Raw genomic sequence first — 17,628 nt, 5'->3', positions numbered from 1 at the left:
CGGCACCGACCCGCTGTCGCCCCGGCGCGCGTGCGCGACGGCTCAGGCCGGGAGCTGCGCCTCGGCGGCCTTCGTCCCGGTGATGCGGTAGACGTCGAACACGCCGTCGACCTTGCGGACCGCGCTCAGCACCTGGGCGAGGTGCGCCGGCTCGGCCATCTCGAAGACGAAGCGGGACAGCGCGACGCGGTCGTTCGACGTCGACACGGTGGCCGAGAGGATGTTCACGTGGTTGTCCGACAGGACGCGCGTGACGTCGGACAGCAGGCGCGCGCGGTCGAGCGCCTCGACCTGGATCTGCACGAGGAACATCGCGTTGCTCCCCGTCGTCCACGAGACGTCGACGATGCGCTCGGGCTGGCTGCGCAGCCCGACGACGTTGCCGCAGTCCGCTCGGTGGACGCTCACGCCCTGGCCGCGCGTGATGAAGCCGATGATCTCGTCGCCGGGGACGGGAGTGCAGCACTTGGCGAGCTTGACCCAGATGTCGTCGACGCCCTTGACCATGACGCCCGGGTCGCCCGTGCGCACGCGCCGCGCGGTGTGCCCGGGGCGCGCCGTCTCCGCGACGTCCTCGACCGTGCCCTCCTCGCCGCCCATCGCCTGGACGAGCTTGGAGACGACGTTCGCCGCCGACACCTGACCCTCGCCGATCGCGGCGTACAGCGCCGTGACGTCGGCGAAGCGGAGCTCGTTGGCGAGCGCGACGAGCGACTCGTGCGACAACAGGCGCTGGATCGGAAGGTTCTGCTTGCGCATCGCCTTGGCGATCGCATCCTTGCCGTGCTCGACGGCCTCCTCGCGGCGCTCCTTGGAGAACCACTGCCGGATCTTGTTGCGGGCGCGGGGGCTCTTGACGAACGCGAGCCAGTCGCGGCTCGGTCCCGCGTTCTCGGACTTCGAGGTGAGGACGTCGACCGAGTCGCCGTTCTCCAGCGTCGAGTCGAGCGGCACGAGGCGCCCGTTGACGCGCGCGCCCATGGTCCGGTGCCCGACCTCGGTGTGCACGGCGTAGGCGAAGTCGACCGGGGTCGAGCCCGCGGGCAGCGCCATGACGTCGCCCTTGGGCGTGAAGACGTAGACCTCCGCGCCGCCGATCTCGAACCGCAACGAGTCGAGGAACTCCGCGGGGTCCGCCGTCTCGCGCTGCCAGTCGACGAGCTGGCGCAGCCAGCGCATGTCACTCGCCGCGGTGTCGTCCTTCGCGGTCTTCCCGCCCGACCTCGCGGTCTCCTTGTACTTCCAGTGCGCCGCGACGCCGTACTCCGCGCGCCGGTGCATCTCGTGCGTGCGGATCTGGATCTCGACGGGCTTGCCGCCGGGCCCGATGACCGTCGTGTGCAGCGACTGGTACATGTTGAACTTCGGCATCGCGATGTAGTCCTTGAACCGCCCGGGCACGGGGTTCCACCGCGCGTGCAGCGCGCCGAGCGCCGCGTAGCAGTCCCGGACGCTGTCCACGAGGACGCGCGCACCGACGAGGTCGTAGATCTCCGCGAAGTCGTGCCCACGCACGATCATCTTCTGGTAGATCGAGTAGTAGTGCTTGGGCCGCCCGGTCACCGTCGCCTTGATCTTCGCGCTGCGCAGGTCGGCCGTGACCTGCTCGCGCACGACCGCGAGGTACTCCTCGCGCGCGGGTGCCCGCTCGGCCACGAGGTGCACGATCTCGTCGTAGACCTTGGGGTACAGGGCCTGGAACGAGAGGTCCTCGAGCTCCCACTTGATCGTGTTCATGCCGAGGCGGTGCGCGAGCGGCGCGTAGATCTCGAGCGTCTCGCGCGCCTTGCGACCCGCCGACGACGACGAGACGTACTTCCAGGTGCGCGCGTTGTGCAACCGGTCGGCGAGCTTGATGACGAGCACGCGGATGTCGCGGGCCATCGCGACGACCATCTTGCGCACGGTCTCGGCCTGCGCGGCGTCCCCGTACGTCACCTTGTCGAGCTTGGTCACGCCGTCGACGAGCATGGCGATCTCCTCGCCGTACTCCTCGGTGAGCTGCGCGAGCGAGTAGTCGGTGTCCTCGACCGTGTCGTGCAGCAGCGCGGCGGCGAGCGTCGACCCGTCGAAGCCGAGCTCGGCGAGGATCGTCGCGACGGCGACCGGGTGCGTGATGTACGGGTCGCCGCTCTTGCGCAGCTGCCCGCGGTGCGCGCGCTCCGCCGTCTCGTAGGCGCGCTCGATGACCGTGAGGTCGGTCCGGGGGTGGTTGGTGCGGACGGCCTGGAGAACCGGCTCGAGCGCGGGGCTGCCGGCGTTCGGCCGGGCGCCGAAGCGCACGAGGCGCGACCGCACCCCGCGCCCGCCGGAACCGCCCGGCCCGGGGCCAGGCTGCGACCCCGGCTTCTCCGGGGCGCGCGAGGTCCGGGTGTTCTCGCTCATGCGCGCCTCCTTCCGCAGGGCGGCGGTCGCCGACACCGCGCCGACGACCAGCCGAGACGACCGGAGTGGCAATCCTACGACTCGACGTGGACCAGCGTGGTCACGTCGCGGCCCGCGAGCCGCTCACGGCCGCCCAGGCCCTCGAGCTCCATGAGGAACGCGAGGCCGACGACGACGCCTCCCCCGCGCTCGACGAGCTCGGCGCCCGCGGCCGCCGTGCCCCCGGTCGCGAGCACGTCGTCCACCACGAGAACACGCGCACCGGTCGGCAGTGTTCCCGAGCGCAGCTCGATGGTCGCGGTGCCGTACTCGAGGTCGTACGTCACGGCGTCGGTGGGCGGCGGCAGCTTGCCCGCCTTGCGCAGCGGCACGAAGCCGACGCCCAGGTGCGTCGCGAGCGGCGCGCCGATGAGGAACCCGCGCGCCTCCATGCCCGCGACGAGGTCGATCCCGCCCGCCGCGCGCGCGACGTCGCCGAGCGCCTCGACGACGTGACCGAAGGCCTCGCCGTCGGCGAGGAGACCGGTGATGTCGCGGAACGTGATGCCGGGCCCCGGGTAGTCGGGCACGGCGCGGACGAGCTCGAGCACGCGGGAGGCCCGCTGCGCGCCGAGACCGGCGAGGCCGACGGCCCGCAGGCCGTCCACCTCGCCGGTCGGCGGGTGGTGCGCGTCGGTCATCGTGGCCGACGGCGGCGCGGCTGCGCCTTGTTGCCCAGGTGCTCCCCCGGCTGGAGCTGGCGCTGACCCGCCCCGACGCCGGCCGCCGCGAGCGCGGCGTCCTCGTCGTCGCCCGCCGTCTCGACGCGCTCGGCACGCAGCGCGAGCACCTTCGCGGTGTGGTCCCGGATCGGCTTCTCGCGCTCGCGCAGGGTGACCTCGAGCGGCGTCGCGAGGTAGACCGACGAGTACGCGCCCACGCCCATGCCGACGAACAGCGCGAGCGCGATGTCGCGCAGCGTGCCCGCGCCGAGGAGGAACGCACCGATGAAGAGGATGCCCGCGACCGGGAGGAGCGCGACGACCGAGGTGTTGATCGAGCGCACCAGCGTCTGGTTGATCGCCAGGTTCGCCCGCTCGGCGTACGTGCTGCGCGTCTGGTCGAGGATGCCCGTCGTGTTCTCCCGCACCTTGTCGAACACCACGACCGTGTCGTAGATCGAGTACGCGAGGATCGTCAGGAGCCCGATCACGGTCGCCGGGGTGATCTCCCACCCGATCAGCGCGTAGATGCCGACCGTGACGACCAGGTCGTGGAACAGCGCGATCACCGCGGCGAGCGCCATGCGCCAGTTCCGGAAGTAGATCGTCATGACCAGGCTGACGAGGAGCAGGAAGACGACGAGACCGACGACGGCCTTCTGCGAGACGTCCTTGCCCCAGGTCGGGCCGATGTAGGAGCTCGTCACCTCGCCCGTCGCCACGCCGTAGGCGTCAGCGAGCTCGGTGGCGACCTGCTCGACCTGCTCGTTGCTGAGCTGGGCGGTCTGGACCCGGACCGTGCTCGAGCCCACCGAGGTGACGCGCGGCACCTCCTCGGGCGCGACCGCTGCGACGGCGTCGAGCGCCGGCTGCTGCGACGTGTCCGACACGCCGGAGACCGTGAACTCGGACCCGCCACGGAACTCGATCCCGAGGTTGAGGCCGTCACCCGCCATCCGGATGCCGATGACCCCGAGCGAGAGGACGACCAGGACGACCGCCACCAGGAAGTAGACCCGTCGCTTCGCGACGATGGCGTAGGACCGGCGGCCCGTGTACAGGTCGTTGCCCCACTGGGCGAAACCGCTGGCCATCAGTGCTTCTCCTCGTTCTCGTCGCCCGTCGCTTCAGCGGCGGGAGACCCCTCGTCGCCGGGCGCCGCGGCGGCACGCCGCTCGGCAGCCCGGCGTTCGGCGATGGTCATGCGCGGCCCGTCGGCGCGGCCCACGCCGGCGCCGACGGTCTCCCGTACCGGCGCCGCGCGCGTGGGCTCCGGGGCGTCCGTCACCGGCGCGTCCTCGGGATCCGCTGCGGTCTCCGGCACGGACTCCGTGGCGGTCGCGCCGACGACGCGACCACGGCCCGCGTAGCGTGCGGCCCGCACGCCCAGGCGCCGAGGATCGAGCCCCGAGGCCGGGTGCCCGTTCGCGAAGAACTTCGTCCTGGCGAGCAGCTGCATCAGCGGGTGCGTGAAGAGGAACACCACGACGAGGTCGACGAGCGTCGTCAGACCGAGCGTGAAGGCGAACCCTCGCACGCCACCGACCGCCAGGTAGTACAGGACGATCGCGGCGACGAAGTTCACGGCGTCCGAGGCGAGGATCGTGCGGCGCGCACGCTGCCAGCCCTTCTCGACCGCCGAGTTCAGCGTCCGGCCGTCGCGCAGCTCGTCGCGGATGCGTTCGAAGTACACGATGAACGAGTCCGCGGTGATACCGATCGCGACGATGAGCCCCGCGACGCCGGCGAGCGACAGCCGGTACCCGATCGTCCACGACAGGACCGAGATGACGCCGAACGTGATGATGGCCGCGATGCCGAGCGACGCGACGGTCACGAGCCCCAGCGTCCGGTACTGGAAGAGCGAGTAGATGACGACCAGGAGCATGCCGATCGCGCCGGCGAGGAGGCCCTTCTCGAGCTGCTCGGACCCGAGCGTCGCGGAGATCTGCTCCTGGCTCTGCACCTCGAACGTGAGGGGCAGCGAACCGAAGTTGAGCTGGTTGGCGAGCGTCGCGGCGCTGTCGCGCGTGAAGTTGCCCGAGATCTCTGCCTTGCCGTCGGGGATGACGACCTGCGAGACGGGCGCAGAGATGACGAGCCCGTCGAGCACCATCGCGAACTGGTTCTGCGGGGACGGCAGCGACGTGAGACGCGTCGTGACCTCGCGGAACTCCTGCGTGCCAGCGGAGTCGAACTCGATGTTGACGACCCACTCGTTGGTGACGACGCCGTTCTGTCCGACGCGCAGACCCGAGTTCGCGTTGGAGATGTCCGTGCCCTCGACCTCGACCGGGCCGAGGATGTACTTGGCCGAGCCGTCGTCGGCACACGCGACGAACGCACTGTCGGTCGGACCGCTGTCTCCGCCGACGAGGTTCTCCGGGAGCGTGCAGTCGAGCGCGTCGAACTGCTCCTGCAGCTCGGGCGTGATCTGGGCAAGGTCGCTCGGGTTCTCCGGACGCGTCGCCTCCTCGGCTGGCTCGGTCGTGGCGTCGTCCGCCGGAGCGTCCGTCGCCTCGTCGGCGGCCGGGTCTCCCGACTCCTCGGAGGTCGCGTCCGCGCCCTCGGTGGCGTCGGCGGACTCCGTCGCGTCGGGCGCCTCCTCGGCCGCGACGTCGTCGCCCGCAGCCGCGTCGGTCGCCTCGTCGGCCGGGGTCGCGGTCGGCATGCCCACCGTGAGCACCGGCCGGAACCGCATCTGTGCGGAGGTGCTGACGAGGTCGATCGTCTCCTGGGACGGCTGCCCGGGGATCCCGACGACGATGTTGTTCTGTCCCTGGCTCGTGATCTCCGCCTCGGACACGCCCTGCGCGTCGATGCGCTGGCGGATGACGTTGATCGCCTGGTTGATGTCCTCGGCCGTCGGCTGCGAGCCGTCGGTGGTGACCGGCTGCAGGATGATCTGCGTGCCACCCTCGAGATCGAGCGCGAGGCCCGGGGTCAGGCTCGCCCCGCCCGGGTTGTCCTCGGTCTTCGGGTCGAGCTTCGTGCCCGCGAAGAGGGACCCGAAGAGGACGACGATGAGGATTCCCAGGGTGACGAGGGTCCGTACGGGCCTCGCTCGTGTGCTGCTGGTGGCCAACTGTCCGTCTCTTCTCGTGCGTGTGCGGTGGGCCTCGCGGCCCACCGCGTCAGGCCGGGCGCGGCAGCGACCGGCATAGGGTCACTTGATGTCGGTGCCGTCGTCCCGGCGTCCGCGGTCCTTCTCGGACCGGTCGTCGGTCAGACCGGAGAGGTCGTCGGGCACGACGAGGTCGTCGACGTCGCCCTTCGTGGTCCCGGTGTCGGCACCTGCGGTGCCGTACTCGGCCGCGTCCTCGGGTGCGTCGTCCGCCGTCTCCTCGGTCTCCTCGACCGGGGGCTCGACGAGCTTCGCGATCGCGGCGCGCAGCCACCGGGACTGGTTGCCCGGCGTCGACTCGATGGTGACGACGTCGGCCTCCTCGTCGACGTCGACGATCGTGCCGAACATGCCCGAGCCCGTCATCACCTCCTGCCCGGGGGCGAGGTTCGCCCGGAAGTTCTGGGCCTCGCGCTGCTGCTTGCGGGTGCGGCTGGTCATGAGGAACATCGCACCCGCCGCGAGGGCGAGGATGAGGATGAAGCTGATATCCATGACGGAGTCTCGTGTCCTGTTCTGTGCGGGATCTGCGCGCAGTCTAGGCGTGCGCGCACGGTTCACCAACGAGCCGTCTCGCCGCGGAGTTCCGCCCGCTCGGGTCCCGACCATTCTAGGACCACGTTCGGAGCGCCTGTGACCGCCGTCACGAGGACGTGCGCAGACCGTCGCCGCCCGCGCCCCTCAGGCGTCGAACAGGGTGCCGCCCTCGCGCGGCGGGGTGAGGCCCAGGTGGGCCCACGCGGCCGGCGTCGCGACGCGTCCGCGGGGCGTCCGCCCGATCAGCCCCTCGCGCACGAGGTACGGCTCGGCGACCGTCTCGACCGTCTCGGCTTCCTCGCCCACCGTCACGGCGAGCGTCGTCAGCCCGACCGGCCCGCCGTTGAACCGCGTGCACAGCGCGGTGAGGACCGCGCGGTCGAGCCGGTCCAGACCGATCGGGTCGACCTCGTACACCTCGAGCGCCGCACGCGCGGCGGCGAGGTCCATGCTCCCGTCGCCGCGGACCTGGGCCCAGTCGCGCACGCGCCGCAGCAGGCGGTTGGCGATGCGCGGCGTGCCGCGCGAGCGGCCGGCGATCTCGCGCGCGGCGTCCGGGTCGAGCGTCACGCCGAGCAGCCCCGCGGACCGGGAGAGCACGCGCTCGAGCTCCTCGCTCGAGTAGAAGTCGAGGTGCCCCGTGAACCCGAACCGGTCGCGCAGCGGGGCGGGCAGGAGGCCGGCGCGCGTCGTGGCACCGACCGCCGTGAAGGGCGGCAGCGAGAGCGGGATCGCGCTCGCCCCCGCTCCCTTGCCCACGACGACGTCGACCCGGAAGTCCTCCATGGCCATGTAGAGGAGCTCCTCCGCCGGGCGGGCGAGGCGGTGGATCTCGTCGATGAACAGCACCTCGCCCTCCTCGAGCGAGGACAGGACGGCGGCGAGGTCTCCCGCGTGCTGGATCGCCGGGCCGGACGTCACGCGCAGCGACGTGCCGAGCTCGGCCGCGATGATCATGGCGAGCGTCGTCTTGCCCAGCCCGGGGGGCCCCGACAGGAGCACGTGGTCGGGTGAGCTCCCCCGCGCGAGCGCGGCCTGGAGCACGAGGGAGAGCTGGTCGCGCACCACGGCCTGCCCGACGAACTCCTCGAGCCGTCGGGGGCGCAGCGCCGCCTCGGCGGCCCGCTCCAGGTCGTCCGCGCCGGCCGCGACGATGCGCTCGGACGAGAACGTCCCGTCCCCAGAGAACCCGTCCACGCCCACCTGGTCGAAGTTCGCCACGGTCAGCCCCTCGGTCCGCCGAGGACGCGCAGCGCGGCGCGCAGCGCGCCGGCCACGTCGGGCGCCTCGACGACGTCGACGCCCGCCTCGGCGAGCACGGTGGAGACGGCGTCGTCCGCGGCCTTGAGGTTCCAGCCGAGGCCCACGAGCGCCTCGACCACCTGGTCGCGTCGGTCGTCGACCTGACGCGGCCCGGTCCCGACGGCGCTCGCGCCGGCCTCGGGCGCGTCGGCACCGGTGGGCGGCCCGAGCTTGTCGCCCAGCTCGAGCGCGATCCGCTGCGCGCCCTTGTTCCCGATGCCGGGGACGCGCACGAGGGCCGCGATGTCGGCGCCGGCCACGGCGCGGCGCAACGCGTCAGGCGTGTGCACGGCGAGCATCGCGAGCGCGAGCCGCGGCCCGACGCCACTGACGGTCTGGACGGTCTCGAAGACGATCCGCTCGTCGTCGTCGGCGAACCCGTAGAGGGTGAACGAGTCCTCGCGGACCACGAGGCTCGTCGCGAGCCGGGCGTCCTCCCCGACGCGCAGGCCCGCGAGCGTGGCCGGCGTGGCGTGCACGAGGTAACCCACTCCCCCGACCTCGAGCACGGTGCGGTCGAGCTGGACGCTCGCCACGACTCCGCTCAGCGACGCGATCACCCAGGCTCCTCTCCTGGTCGGCAGCAGCCGACCTGGTCCGATGGTCCGCCAGGCCCGGCGACCGGTGTCGGACGACACGTCCGAGCAGTGCGTCGAACACCCGTACGACCGCGGTCACTCTAGCAAGGTGCGCCCACGCCCCGGTCGACCGACACGGGGGGCCGTCAGCGCGGTGCCCGCCGGCCCTTCGCCGCGTGCTCCGCTGCGGCCCAGGCGCGCTGCGCCGGGGTCAGCTCGTTCCGCTCGCCGCCCTGGAGCGCACCCGACGGGCGCCACAGGTGGCAGATGGCGAGCGCGAGCGCGTCGGCGGCGTCGGCGGGCCTCGGCGGCTCGGCGAGGCCCAGGATGCTCGCGACCATGCGCTGGACCTGCTCCTTGCCCGCGCGCCCGCTCCCGGTGACCGCGGCCTTGACCTCGGACGGCGTGTGCAGCGCGACGGGGACGCCCCGCTTCGCCGCCCCGACCATCGCGATCCCCGCGGCCTGCGCGGTGCCCATGACCGTCCCGACGTTGTGCTGCGCGAACACCCGCTCGACCGCGACGACGTCGGGCACGTGCTCGTCGAGCCACGCGTCGAGCCGCTCCGCGACCCGCAGCAGCCGCAGGTCCACGCTCAGCTCCGGGTCCGTCCGGATCACGCCGACGGCCACGAGCTCGGCCCGCCGCCCCCGCGCGGAGTCCACCACCCCGACACCGCACCGGGTCAGACCAGGATCCACTCCGAGAACGCGCACCCCCCGACCCTTTCACGTGAACGGCACGGACCGGCCGTGCCACGCGGGCCGGCGACGGACCAGCCAGCGGTGGGGCCGGGAGGTCGGTGCGCGGTCGTGGCGGGCCTGGCGGGAGCGGCGCGAGGCACGAGCGCCGCGGATGGTAGACCGCGCACCGACCTCCCGGCCGCACCGCGACCCGACCACCCGGACGCGAGCTGCGCCGGATCAGTCGTCGTTCTCGAGCTCCGCCATGACCTCGTCCGACGCGTCGAAGTTCGCGTAGACGTTCTGCACGTCGTCGCTGTCCTCGAGCGCGTCGATGAGGCGCAGGATCTTGCGCGCCCCGTCGGCGTCGACCTCGACCTCCATCGACGGGTGCCAGATCGAGTCGGCGGAGTCGTACTCGAGGCCCGCCTCCTGGATCGCGGTGCGCACGGCGACGAGGTCGCTCGCCTCGGACAGCACCTCGATGACCTCGCCGGAGTCGGTGACCTCCTCGGCGCCCGCCTCGAGCGCGGCGAGCATGACGTCGTCCTCGGTCACGCCGTCCGCCTTCGGCACGACGACGAGGCCCTTGCGCGAGAAGAGGTACGACACCGAGCCCGGGTCGGCGAGGTTGCCGCCGTTGCGGCTGAACGCGAGGCGGACCTCGGAGGCCGCCCGGTTCTTGTTGTCGGTGAGGCACTCGACGAGGACCGCGATGCCGTTGGGGCCGTAGCCCTCGTACATGATCGTCTGGTAGTCGACGGCGTCGGCACCCGTGCCGGACCCGCGCTTGACGGCGCGGTCGATGTTGTCGTTGGGGACCGACGACTTCTTCGCCTTCTGGATGGCGTCGAACAGCGTCGGGTTGCCCGCGGGATCACCGCCGCCCGTGCGCGCCGCGACCTCGATGTTCTTGATGAGCTTCGCGAAGAGCTTGCCGCGCTTGGCGTCGATGGCCGCCTTCTTGTGCTTGGTCGTGGCCCACTTGGAATGCCCTGACATGCGTTCCTACCCCTTCGCGATTCTGACGAACAGCTCGTGCACGCGCGCGTCCCCGGAGATCTCCGGGTGGAACGAGGTGGCGAGCAGCGATCCCTGCTGGACTGCGACGATCCTACCGGCGGCGGCCGCGGGGATGCCGGGCGCCTCGTGGTCGGGAATGCGTGCGAGCACCTCGACCCCCGGTCCGACCTCCTCGACCCACGGCGCGCGGATGAACACCGCGTGCACGGCGCCCGCCCTCTCGGCCCCGGTGCGACCGCCGTCCTGCGCGGCCAGGCCGGCGAACGCGAGGTCGGTCTCGAACGAGTCGACCTGCCGGCCGAACGCGTTGCGCCGGACCGTCACGTCGAGCCCGCCGAGGGTCCGCTGGTCCGCGGTACCGCCGAGGATGCGGTCGGCCAGCAGGATCATGCCGGCGCACGAGCCGTAGACCGGCAGGCCCTCGGCGATGCGGGCGCGCAGCGGCTCGTCGAGCTCGAAGATGCGCAGGAGCTTGTCGATGGTGGTCGACTCGCCCCCGGGGAGCACCAGCCCGTCGACCGCGGCGAGCTCCTCGGGACGCCGTACGCCGACCGTGCGGGCACCCGCCGCCTCGAGCGCGGCGCGATGCTCGCGCACGTCGCCCTGCAGGGCCAGGACTCCGATCGTGATCGTCACGAACGGGAATGATACGTCCGTCTGCGCCCGCGGCTTGTCCCGGGCTGTTGCTAGCCTCGCCGTCGTGACCACTCCGCCCGGCACCGGACCCACACCGTCCTACCCCGCGCGGCCGCCGTCCGGGTACCCCGGGCCCTCGACCCCGTACCCCGGCCTCCCGCCCCGTCCGCCGCGGAGCACGCGCGGCGCGACGGTCCTGATCGTGGTCGGCGCGGTCCTGCTCGTGGTCGCGCTCGTCGCGGGCGTCCTCGGTGTCACGACCTTCGTGCGGGCGCTGCCCACGGGCGTGGTCGACGGGACCGGCGCCCCCGGCTCGGCCGCCCTCGCCTCCGGCGACGTCCCGGGCGAGGCGGACGTCACGCTGTCGGACGGCCAGCCGTACAGCGTGTGGGCGGTCGTGCCGATCGGCGCCGAGGGCTTCGAGACGGGCGACGTCACCGTCTCGTGCCCGGACGGCGACCTCGAGGTACGCGCGCCGTCCGTCTCGGGGAGCTCCGGCTTCGGCTCGCACGAGGCGACGACCGTGGCCGAGGTGACCTCGGCGTCGGCCCAGACCTGCACGGTGACCGTCGCGCAGGGCGACGCCTCGCCCGGGGCGACGTTCGTCGTCACGGAGGGGTGGAGGTTCGGCGAGTTCTTCGCGACCGTCGGCGGCACGATCCTGCTGTGGTTCGTCGCGATCGGCGGGGTGATCCTCGGGCTGGGGCTCCTCGTCGGCGGGATCGTGTGGCGCGTCGTCGCCCGCCGGCCGTAGGCGCGGCCGCGCCCGTCCGCGCAGGACGAGCCGCGCCGGCTCAGTCCTCGCGCGCGATCCCCAGGTGGTGCGTCACGCCGTCCCATCCCGCGAGCAGCGGCGCGACCAGGTCGGGCAGTCCCTCGGGGAAGACCTCGATCTCGACACCGCGCAGGTCGTCGAGCGACCACCAGCGCATCTCGTCGACGACGTCGAGCTCGACGTCGGTCCACCCGTCCCTGCTCAGGGCGGCGGCGTCCCCGCGACCGCCTGCGGCGTCGTCGACGCGCGCGAGGAAGAGCACCTCGTCCTGGCGGCAGTGCTGGCGGTAGAAGTCGAAGATCGCGCTGCGCGTGTAGACCGGCCCGACGAGCGCGCCCGGGTCGAGCCGGATCCCGGTCTCCTCGCGGACCTCGCGCAGCGCGGCGTCACGGTCGCTCTCACCGGGGTCGACGCCACCGCCGATGGTGAACCACCACGAGCGGTCGGGCTGGTCGACGTCGTGCCCGCGGGCGAGGAGGATCCGGTCGGCGTCGTCCAGGAGCAGGACGCGCGCGCCCCGGCGGAAGTAGAGACCGTCGTCCCCGAGGACCCAGTCGGGGCCCAGGGACGACGGCGCTCCGGCGGCCTCGGTCACGACGGCTCAGCCGTCCGTCGCCGGCACGACGACGGACGGCTGTGCCGAGGGACGCTCTGTCACCAGCCGCGCTCAGCGAGGCGGTGCGGTACGGGGATGTCGTCGACGTTGATGCCGACCATCGCCTCGCCCAGGCCGCGCGAGACCTTCGCGATCACGTCGGGGTCGTCGTAGAACGTCGTCGCCTTGACGATCGCGGCGGCGCGCTGCTCCGGGTTGCCGGACTTGAAGATGCCCGAGCCGACGAACACGCCCTCGGCACCGAGCTGCATCATCATCGCGGCGTCGGCCGGCGTCGCGATGCCGCCGGCGGTGAACATGACGACGGGAAGCTTGCCCGTCGCGGCGATCTCCTTGACGAGCTCGTACGGCGCCTGGAGCTCCTTGGCCGCGACGAACAGCTCGTCCTCCGGGAGCGAGGTGAGGCGGCGGATCTCGGCGCGGATGGTGCGCATGTGCGTCGTGGCGTTGGAGACGTCGCCCGTGCCGGCCTCGCCCTTCGAGCGGATCATCGCTGCGCCCTCGGTGATGCGGCGCAGCGCCTCGCCGAGGTTGGTCGCCCCGCACACGAACGGGACGGTGAACTGCCACTTGTCGATGTGGTTGGCGTAGTCGGCCGGCGTGAGCACCTCGGACTCGTCGACGTAGTCCACGCCGAGCGACTGGAGCACCTGCGCCTCGACGAAGTGGCCGATGCGGGCCTTCGCCATCACGGGGATCGAGACGGCCTCGATGATCCCGTCGATCATGTCGGGGTCGGACATGCGCGAGACGCCGCCCTGGGCGCGGATGTCCGCGGGCACGCGCTCGAGGGCCATGACCGCGACCGCGCCGGCGTCCTCGGCGATCTTCGCCTGCTCGGGCGTGACGACGTCCATGATGACGCCGCCCTTGAGCATCTCGGCCATCCCGCGCTTGACCTTGGCGGTGCCGACGGCGCCGGCGCCCTCCGCGGTCGCGGCGCCCGGGGCGCTCTCGGCAGGGACGTTCTGGTCGGCCACGTTGGTCACCGGTACCTCACACCTTCAGGTCAGGGGAACGTCGCGCGCACGCGCACGGGACGCCGTCGAACAGGCTCGACGGCACATGCTCCCACGCGCTCCCATCCTATCGCCGGGGCGTCCACCCGACCCCGGCCCCGAGCCTGCCCCGAGCCCGCGCGCAGAGCGCCGCCGGCGGCCCGCAGAGCGTCAGTCCGGCGTGCCCGCCGACGCGGCGGGGCGCACGAGGACGTCAGGCGCGGCGTCGTCGAGCTCGACCGTCGCGGGCATCGGCGCGTGCCCGGCGAGGTGGAACAGCCGCACCCACCACTTGCGCCGCACGCGCTGCGCCTGGGCGACGGCCTCGTTGTGGAACCGGCGCGCGAGCTGCGCGCGGTACCAGGCGGCGGAGAGCGAGCCGAGCAGCTCGTCGCCGGCGGACCCGGACCGCAGCTCGGCGATGTCGTCGGCGTCCTCGAGGGCCGAGCGGAGCGTGGCCGTGAGGTCGCTCTCGGCGAGGGCGCGCGACTCGGCCATGCCGCCGAGGAGCCGCCGGGGGCGCGGCCCCTCGGCCCCTGCGAGACCGGGCACCTGGTCGGCGAGCCGGCTCGTGTCGTCGTCGTCGTCGAGGACGGCGTGCGCCGCCTCGGCGACGAGGATCGAGCTGGCCGGGTCGAGCTCGCCGGAGGCCGCCAGGTCGACGGCGGCCGACGCGCGGCGCACGAGCTGCGCGTCGAGCGCCAGGCGCGAGGCCATCACCTTGCGGTGCAGCCGGTCGAGCCGCGACGCGGCGACCCACAGGAGCCACGCCACCAGCGCCGCGACCACGAGGACGAGGACGGTGATCTCGGACCAGGTCACGGGCGGCCTCCCTCGTCGTCACGCGCTCGGCCCAGGAGGCGTCCGCCCCGGCGCGAGCGCGGGTCCTCGTGGACCGGGATGACCGCCTCGGACGCCGCGAGCACGGTCTCGTAGACGGCGAGCACCTGGGCGGTCACGGCGGACCAGTCGAAGCGGCGGACGAACTCGCTCGCCCGGGCCCGGTAGGCGTCGCGCCGCGTCGGGTCGGCGAGCACGTCGAGCACGGCGGCGGCGAGCGCGTCCGGGTCGCCCACCGCGAACAGCGCCCCGGCCGCGCCGTCGTCGAGCACACGCCGGAACGCGCCGAGGTCGCTCGCGACCACGCACGCGCCGGCGCTCATCGCCTCGACGAGCACGATGCCGAAGCTCTCGCCCCCGGTCTGCGGCGCGATGTAGAGGTCGACGGACGCGAGCATGCTCGCCTTGTCCTCGTCGCTCACGCCGCCGAGGAACTCGACCGACGCGGCGTGCTCCCCCAGCGCCTCGATCGCGGCCTCGCGGCCGTCGTCGCCGCGGCCCGCGACGAGGAACCGTGCGCCGGGGACCTTCGCGAGGATCGCCGGGATCGCCGCGGCGAGCACCGGCAAGCCCTTGCGCGGCTCGTCCAGGCGGCCGAGGAAGCCGATGGTCGGCGCGTAGGGCGTGCCCTGCCACGCGGGGTTCGCGGGCGCGGACTCGAACGTGTCGACGTACACCCCGTTGGGGATGACGACGGCGTCCCCACCGAGGTGGTCGACGAGCGTGCGCCGCGCGTCCTCCGAGACGGCGATGCGGGCGTCGATCTTCTCCAGGCTCTGCCGGACGAGCGGGTACGCGACCTGGAGCGCGCGCGAGCGCACGATCGAGGTGTGGAACGTCCCGACGATCGGGCCCTGGGCGATCCACAGCGCGACCATGCTCAGCGACGGGTTCACGGGCTCGTGGATGTGGAGCACGTCGAACCGGCCCGCCTCGAGCCAGCGCCGGACCCGGCCTGCGGTGCGCGGACCGAACGTCACGCGCGCGACCGAGCCGTTGTACCGGACCGGGACCGCGCCCCCGGCGGGCGTCAGATAGTCCGGCACGGGCGTGTCGTCGTCGGCCGGGGCGAGGACGGAGACCTCGTGGCCCTGGGCCATGAGCGCCTCGGCCAGGTCGCGCACGTGGAACTGGACCCCGCCCGGGGCGTCGAAGGAGTAGGGGCACACGATGCCCACGCGCAGGCTCATACGGCACGCTCCGCGCCCGGCTCGCCCGCGGCGGCCCGGGTCCGGGCGTAGCGCGCGGGGTCGAGGTCGTCGACGAACACCTTCTGGAGCATGTGCCAGTCCTCGGGGCGCTCGCGGATCGCGACGCTCAGCGCGTCCACCCAGCCCTGGGTCGCCCGCGCGACCTGCTCGGAGCGCGGGACGTCCTGCGCGATCTCCACGCGGGGGAAGAAGCGGATGACGAGGCCCCACGGCGAGCCCGCCGCGCGGCGTCGTGCGCCCCGCAGCCGCTCGTAGTAGATCCCGGCCGGGACCAGCGGCGTCCCGGTGCTCACGGCGAGCGCCGCGGGCCCCGCCGCGACGCGGGCGCGGTGGCCGAACAGGTCGACCTCCACGCCGCGGTGGGTGAGGTCGCGGTCGGCGAGCAGCGGGATGATCTTGCCCGGCCGGCTCGCGCCGCGGACGAGGTCGCGGAAGACGTCGCCGTCGCCGAGCGCGAGGATCTCCAGGCCGATCGAGTTCCGGAACGCGAGGAACTCCTCGAACACCTCGTCAGGCTTCAGCCGCTCCGCGACGGTGAGCACGGGCGCGATGTTCGGCGTCGCGTACGCACCGGCGAGGTCCCAGTTGCCCTGGTGCGACAGCGCGAGCACCGGGCTCCGGTCGCCGTCGAGGTGGCGCGCGAGGTTGTCGAGCCCGACGACCCGCACCCGGGCTCGGACGCGCTCGGGGGTCCAGGCGGGCAGCGTGAAGGCCTCGCGGTAGTAGCGCATGTAGGAGCGCATCCCGGCGCGCGACAGGCGTCGCAGGGCGCGCGGGGAGAGGTCGGGACGCACGCGCGCGAGGTTGCGCTCGAGCTGGCGCACTCCCCCGCCGTGCAGGAGCCACGTCACGTCGGCGATCGCGCTGAACAACCCGCGCAGGACCGGTTGGGGGACCTTGCGCGCGTTGCGCCAGGCGAACGTGAACGCCTTGCCGGCGTCGAGGGCCATCAGCGACCGTCCTCCTTCTCCTCGGGGTGCGTGGCCACGAGCGCGAGCGCCTGGCGGCGCACGGTGGCCACGCGCTGCACGACCGTGACCGCGCTCGCGAGGGCGAGCACCCCCAGGACGACGACGAGCACGACGGGCGGCACCCCCAGCCCCACGATCCCGGCGGCGACGAGCGCGGCGACGAGCCGGTCGGCGCGCTCGGCGATCCCGACCTGCGCGGTCATGCCGACGCTCTCGGCCCGGGCGCGCGCGTAGGGCACGACCGCGCCGAGCGCGAGGCACGCGAGCGCGACGCCGGTCCCCCAGGCGGCGAGGTCCGGCGTCAGGCGCGGGTCGTCGGCGCGCACGAACCACAGCGTGAGACCCACGAACACGGCGGCGTCGGCGAGCCGGTCGAGCGTCGAGTCGAGGAACGCGCCCCACGGGCCGGACCGGCCGGCGCGGCGCGCCATGACGCCGTCGAGCACGTCGGCGAAGGCGCAGACCATGACGACCATGACCCCGGCGAACAGGTGGCCCGTCGGGAAGAGCCACAGGGCGCCGACGACGACGCCGAGGGTACCGGCGACCGTCACCGCGTCCGGGCTCACGCCGAGGCGGAGCAGCAGCGCGGCGAGCGGGGTGAACAGGCGCGTGGTGAGCGCGCGCAGACGGCCGAACATCAGGCGGTTCCCTCCGCGGGGACGTCGGGTCGGGCGGACGGCCACGCCGCGGCGAGCCGCGCCCGCGTGTCCGCGAGGAGCTCGGGCACGGCCTTGGTCTGCGCGACGATCGGCAGGAAGTTCGCGTCGCCCGACCAGCGCGGCACGACGTGCTGGTGCAGGTGGGCGGCGATGCCGGCCCCGGCGACCGCGCCCTGGTTCATGCCGAGGTTGAACCCGTCCGGCGCCGACACGGCGCGCACGACGCGCATCGCGGTCTGCGTGAGGTGCGCGACCTCGACCGTCTCCGCCTCCGTGAGGTCCGTGTAGTCGGACACGTGGCGGTAGGGCACGACCATGAGGTGGCCCGGGTTGTACGGGTAGAGGTTGAGCACGACGTACGCGGTCTCGCCGCGCGCGACGATCAGGCCGTCCTCGTCCGACCGGTCCGGGATGCGGCAGAACGGGCACTGACCGCGCGAGTCGTCGGCGGGCTTGTCCTGGCCGCCGATGTACACCATCCGGTGCGGCGTCCAGAGCCGGTCGAGGCCGTCGTCGAACCGCGGATGGGCGTCCGGGAGCTCGACGGCCGGCCTGTGGTCGGGGTCGCCGCCCGGCGCGGCCGCGT

18 protein-coding genes are annotated in these 17,628 nt (G+C 73.2%); 1 reads left to right on the top strand and 17 read right to left on the bottom strand.

Features of this window, described 5'->3' with window-relative positions; genetic code table 11:
• Positions 1 to 42: 42 nt before the first annotated feature.
• From ACFWH7_RS06310 to pdxT, 10 genes are all read right to left on the bottom strand, one after another.
• Positions 43 to 2,385 (bottom strand): RelA/SpoT family protein, encoded by a 2,343-nt coding sequence (locus ACFWH7_RS06310; protein ID WP_378215623.1) that lies wholly within the window; start codon positions 2,383 to 2,385, stop codon positions 43 to 45.
• A gap of 74 nt (positions 2,386 to 2,459) precedes the next feature.
• Positions 2,460 to 3,065 (bottom strand): adenine phosphoribosyltransferase, encoded by a 606-nt coding sequence (locus tag ACFWH7_RS06305; protein WP_378215622.1) that lies wholly within the window; start codon positions 3,063 to 3,065, stop codon positions 2,460 to 2,462.
• Positions 3,062 to 4,180 carry a protein translocase subunit SecF gene (secF, locus tag ACFWH7_RS06300; protein WP_378215621.1) on the bottom strand — a complete coding sequence of 373 codons (1,119 nt, stop codon included), beginning with the start codon at positions 4,178 to 4,180 and terminating at the stop codon, positions 3,062 to 3,064. The genes ACFWH7_RS06305 and secF overlap by 4 nt, the downstream gene beginning before the upstream one ends.
• Positions 4,180 to 6,171, bottom strand: coding sequence for a protein translocase subunit SecD (gene secD, locus ACFWH7_RS06295; protein ID WP_378215620.1), 1,992 nt, complete (start codon positions 6,169 to 6,171; stop codon positions 4,180 to 4,182). Before secD ends, secF begins: the two co-directional genes overlap by 1 nt.
• A gap of 81 nt (positions 6,172 to 6,252) precedes the next feature.
• Positions 6,253 to 6,705 (bottom strand): preprotein translocase subunit YajC, encoded by a 453-nt coding sequence (yajC, locus tag ACFWH7_RS06290; protein ID WP_378215618.1) that lies wholly within the window; start codon positions 6,703 to 6,705, stop codon positions 6,253 to 6,255.
• 186 nt (positions 6,706 to 6,891) lie between these two features.
• Positions 6,892 to 7,944, bottom strand: a complete 1,053-nt coding sequence (gene ruvB, locus ACFWH7_RS06285) for a Holliday junction branch migration DNA helicase RuvB (RefSeq protein WP_378215670.1) — start codon at positions 7,942 to 7,944, stop codon at positions 6,892 to 6,894.
• 26 nt (positions 7,945 to 7,970) lie between these two features.
• Entirely contained in the window at positions 7,971 to 8,609 is a 639-nt protein-coding gene (ruvA, locus tag ACFWH7_RS06280) for a Holliday junction branch migration protein RuvA (RefSeq protein WP_378215617.1), read from the bottom strand.
• A 164-nt stretch (positions 8,610 to 8,773) separates the two neighbouring features.
• Positions 8,774 to 9,343 carry a crossover junction endodeoxyribonuclease RuvC gene (gene ruvC / locus ACFWH7_RS06275; RefSeq protein WP_378215615.1) on the bottom strand — a complete coding sequence of 190 codons (570 nt, stop codon included), beginning with the start codon at positions 9,341 to 9,343 and terminating at the stop codon, positions 8,774 to 8,776.
• A 207-nt stretch (positions 9,344 to 9,550) separates the two neighbouring features.
• Positions 9,551 to 10,312, bottom strand: coding sequence for a YebC/PmpR family DNA-binding transcriptional regulator (locus tag ACFWH7_RS06270; protein ID WP_378215614.1), 762 nt, complete (start codon positions 10,310 to 10,312; stop codon positions 9,551 to 9,553).
• A 6-nt stretch (positions 10,313 to 10,318) separates the two neighbouring features.
• A complete protein-coding gene (pdxT, locus tag ACFWH7_RS06265) occupies positions 10,319 to 10,969 on the bottom strand; it encodes a pyridoxal 5'-phosphate synthase glutaminase subunit PdxT (RefSeq protein WP_378215613.1) in 651 nt (216 codons plus the stop codon).
• A 64-nt stretch (positions 10,970 to 11,033) separates the two neighbouring features.
• On the opposite strand from pdxT, the gene ACFWH7_RS06260 reads away from it, so the two are divergent.
• The gene (locus ACFWH7_RS06260) at positions 11,034 to 11,723 is read left to right on the top strand and encodes a hypothetical protein (RefSeq protein ID WP_378215612.1); all 690 of its coding nucleotides are present in this window, start codon (positions 11,034 to 11,036) and stop codon (positions 11,721 to 11,723) included.
• Positions 11,724 to 11,763: 40 nt separating this feature from the next.
• Here ACFWH7_RS06260 and ACFWH7_RS06255 read toward each other — a convergent pair whose 3' ends face one another.
• The 7 genes from ACFWH7_RS06255 to ACFWH7_RS06225 all read right to left on the bottom strand — a co-directional run.
• Positions 11,764 to 12,339 carry an NUDIX hydrolase gene (locus ACFWH7_RS06255; RefSeq protein WP_378215611.1) on the bottom strand — a complete coding sequence of 192 codons (576 nt, stop codon included), beginning with the start codon at positions 12,337 to 12,339 and terminating at the stop codon, positions 11,764 to 11,766.
• 59 nt (positions 12,340 to 12,398) lie between these two features.
• Complete coding sequence (pdxS, locus tag ACFWH7_RS06250; RefSeq protein ID WP_082379949.1) at positions 12,399 to 13,340, bottom strand: pyridoxal 5'-phosphate synthase lyase subunit PdxS; 942 nt, start codon at positions 13,338 to 13,340, stop codon at positions 12,399 to 12,401.
• Between the two features lie 189 nt (positions 13,341 to 13,529).
• Positions 13,530 to 14,180, bottom strand: coding sequence for a hypothetical protein (locus ACFWH7_RS06245; protein ID WP_378215610.1), 651 nt, complete (start codon positions 14,178 to 14,180; stop codon positions 13,530 to 13,532).
• Positions 14,177 to 15,382 carry a glycosyltransferase family 4 protein gene (locus tag ACFWH7_RS06240; protein ID WP_378215669.1) on the bottom strand — a complete coding sequence of 402 codons (1,206 nt, stop codon included), beginning with the start codon at positions 15,380 to 15,382 and terminating at the stop codon, positions 14,177 to 14,179. The genes ACFWH7_RS06245 and ACFWH7_RS06240 overlap by 4 nt, the downstream gene beginning before the upstream one ends.
• A 2-nt stretch (positions 15,383 to 15,384) precedes the next feature.
• Positions 15,385 to 16,359 carry a phosphatidylinositol mannoside acyltransferase gene (locus ACFWH7_RS06235; protein ID WP_378215608.1) on the bottom strand — a complete coding sequence of 325 codons (975 nt, stop codon included), beginning with the start codon at positions 16,357 to 16,359 and terminating at the stop codon, positions 15,385 to 15,387.
• Positions 16,359 to 17,021 carry a phosphatidylinositol phosphate synthase gene (gene pgsA / locus ACFWH7_RS06230; protein ID WP_378215606.1) on the bottom strand — a complete coding sequence of 221 codons (663 nt, stop codon included), beginning with the start codon at positions 17,019 to 17,021 and terminating at the stop codon, positions 16,359 to 16,361. The genes ACFWH7_RS06235 and pgsA overlap by 1 nt, the downstream gene beginning before the upstream one ends.
• A partial coding sequence (locus tag ACFWH7_RS06225) for an HIT family protein (RefSeq protein ID WP_378215605.1) occupies positions 17,021 to 17,628 on the bottom strand: 608 nt, incomplete at its 5' end. The genes ACFWH7_RS06225 and pgsA, both read right to left, overlap by 1 nt.

It is taken from the genome of Cellulosimicrobium cellulans (assembly GCF_042723955.1).
Lineage (GTDB): Bacteria > Actinomycetota > Actinomycetes > Actinomycetales > Cellulomonadaceae > Cellulosimicrobium > Cellulosimicrobium cellulans_H.
This window is presented reverse-complemented; position numbering and strand designations above follow the sequence as displayed.

Coding starts and splice junctions, on each gene's coding strand:
- ACFWH7_RS06310 (WP_378215623.1), bottom strand. CDS start 2,385: ATGAGCGAGAACACCCGGACCTCGCGCGCCCCGGAGAAGCCGGGGTCG.
- ACFWH7_RS06305 (WP_378215622.1), bottom strand. CDS start 3,065: ATGACCGACGCGCACCACCCGCCGACCGGCGAGGTGGACGGCCTGCGG.
- secF (WP_378215621.1), bottom strand. CDS start 4,180: ATGGCCAGCGGTTTCGCCCAGTGGGGCAACGACCTGTACACGGGCCGC.
- yajC (WP_378215618.1), bottom strand. CDS start 6,705: ATGGATATCAGCTTCATCCTCATCCTCGCCCTCGCGGCGGGTGCGATG.
- ACFWH7_RS06270 (WP_378215614.1), bottom strand. CDS start 10,312: ATGTCAGGGCATTCCAAGTGGGCCACGACCAAGCACAAGAAGGCGGCC.
- ACFWH7_RS06235 (WP_378215608.1), bottom strand. CDS start 16,359: ATGGCCCTCGACGCCGGCAAGGCGTTCACGTTCGCCTGGCGCAACGCG.
- pgsA (WP_378215606.1), bottom strand. CDS start 17,021: ATGTTCGGCCGTCTGCGCGCGCTCACCACGCGCCTGTTCACCCCGCTC.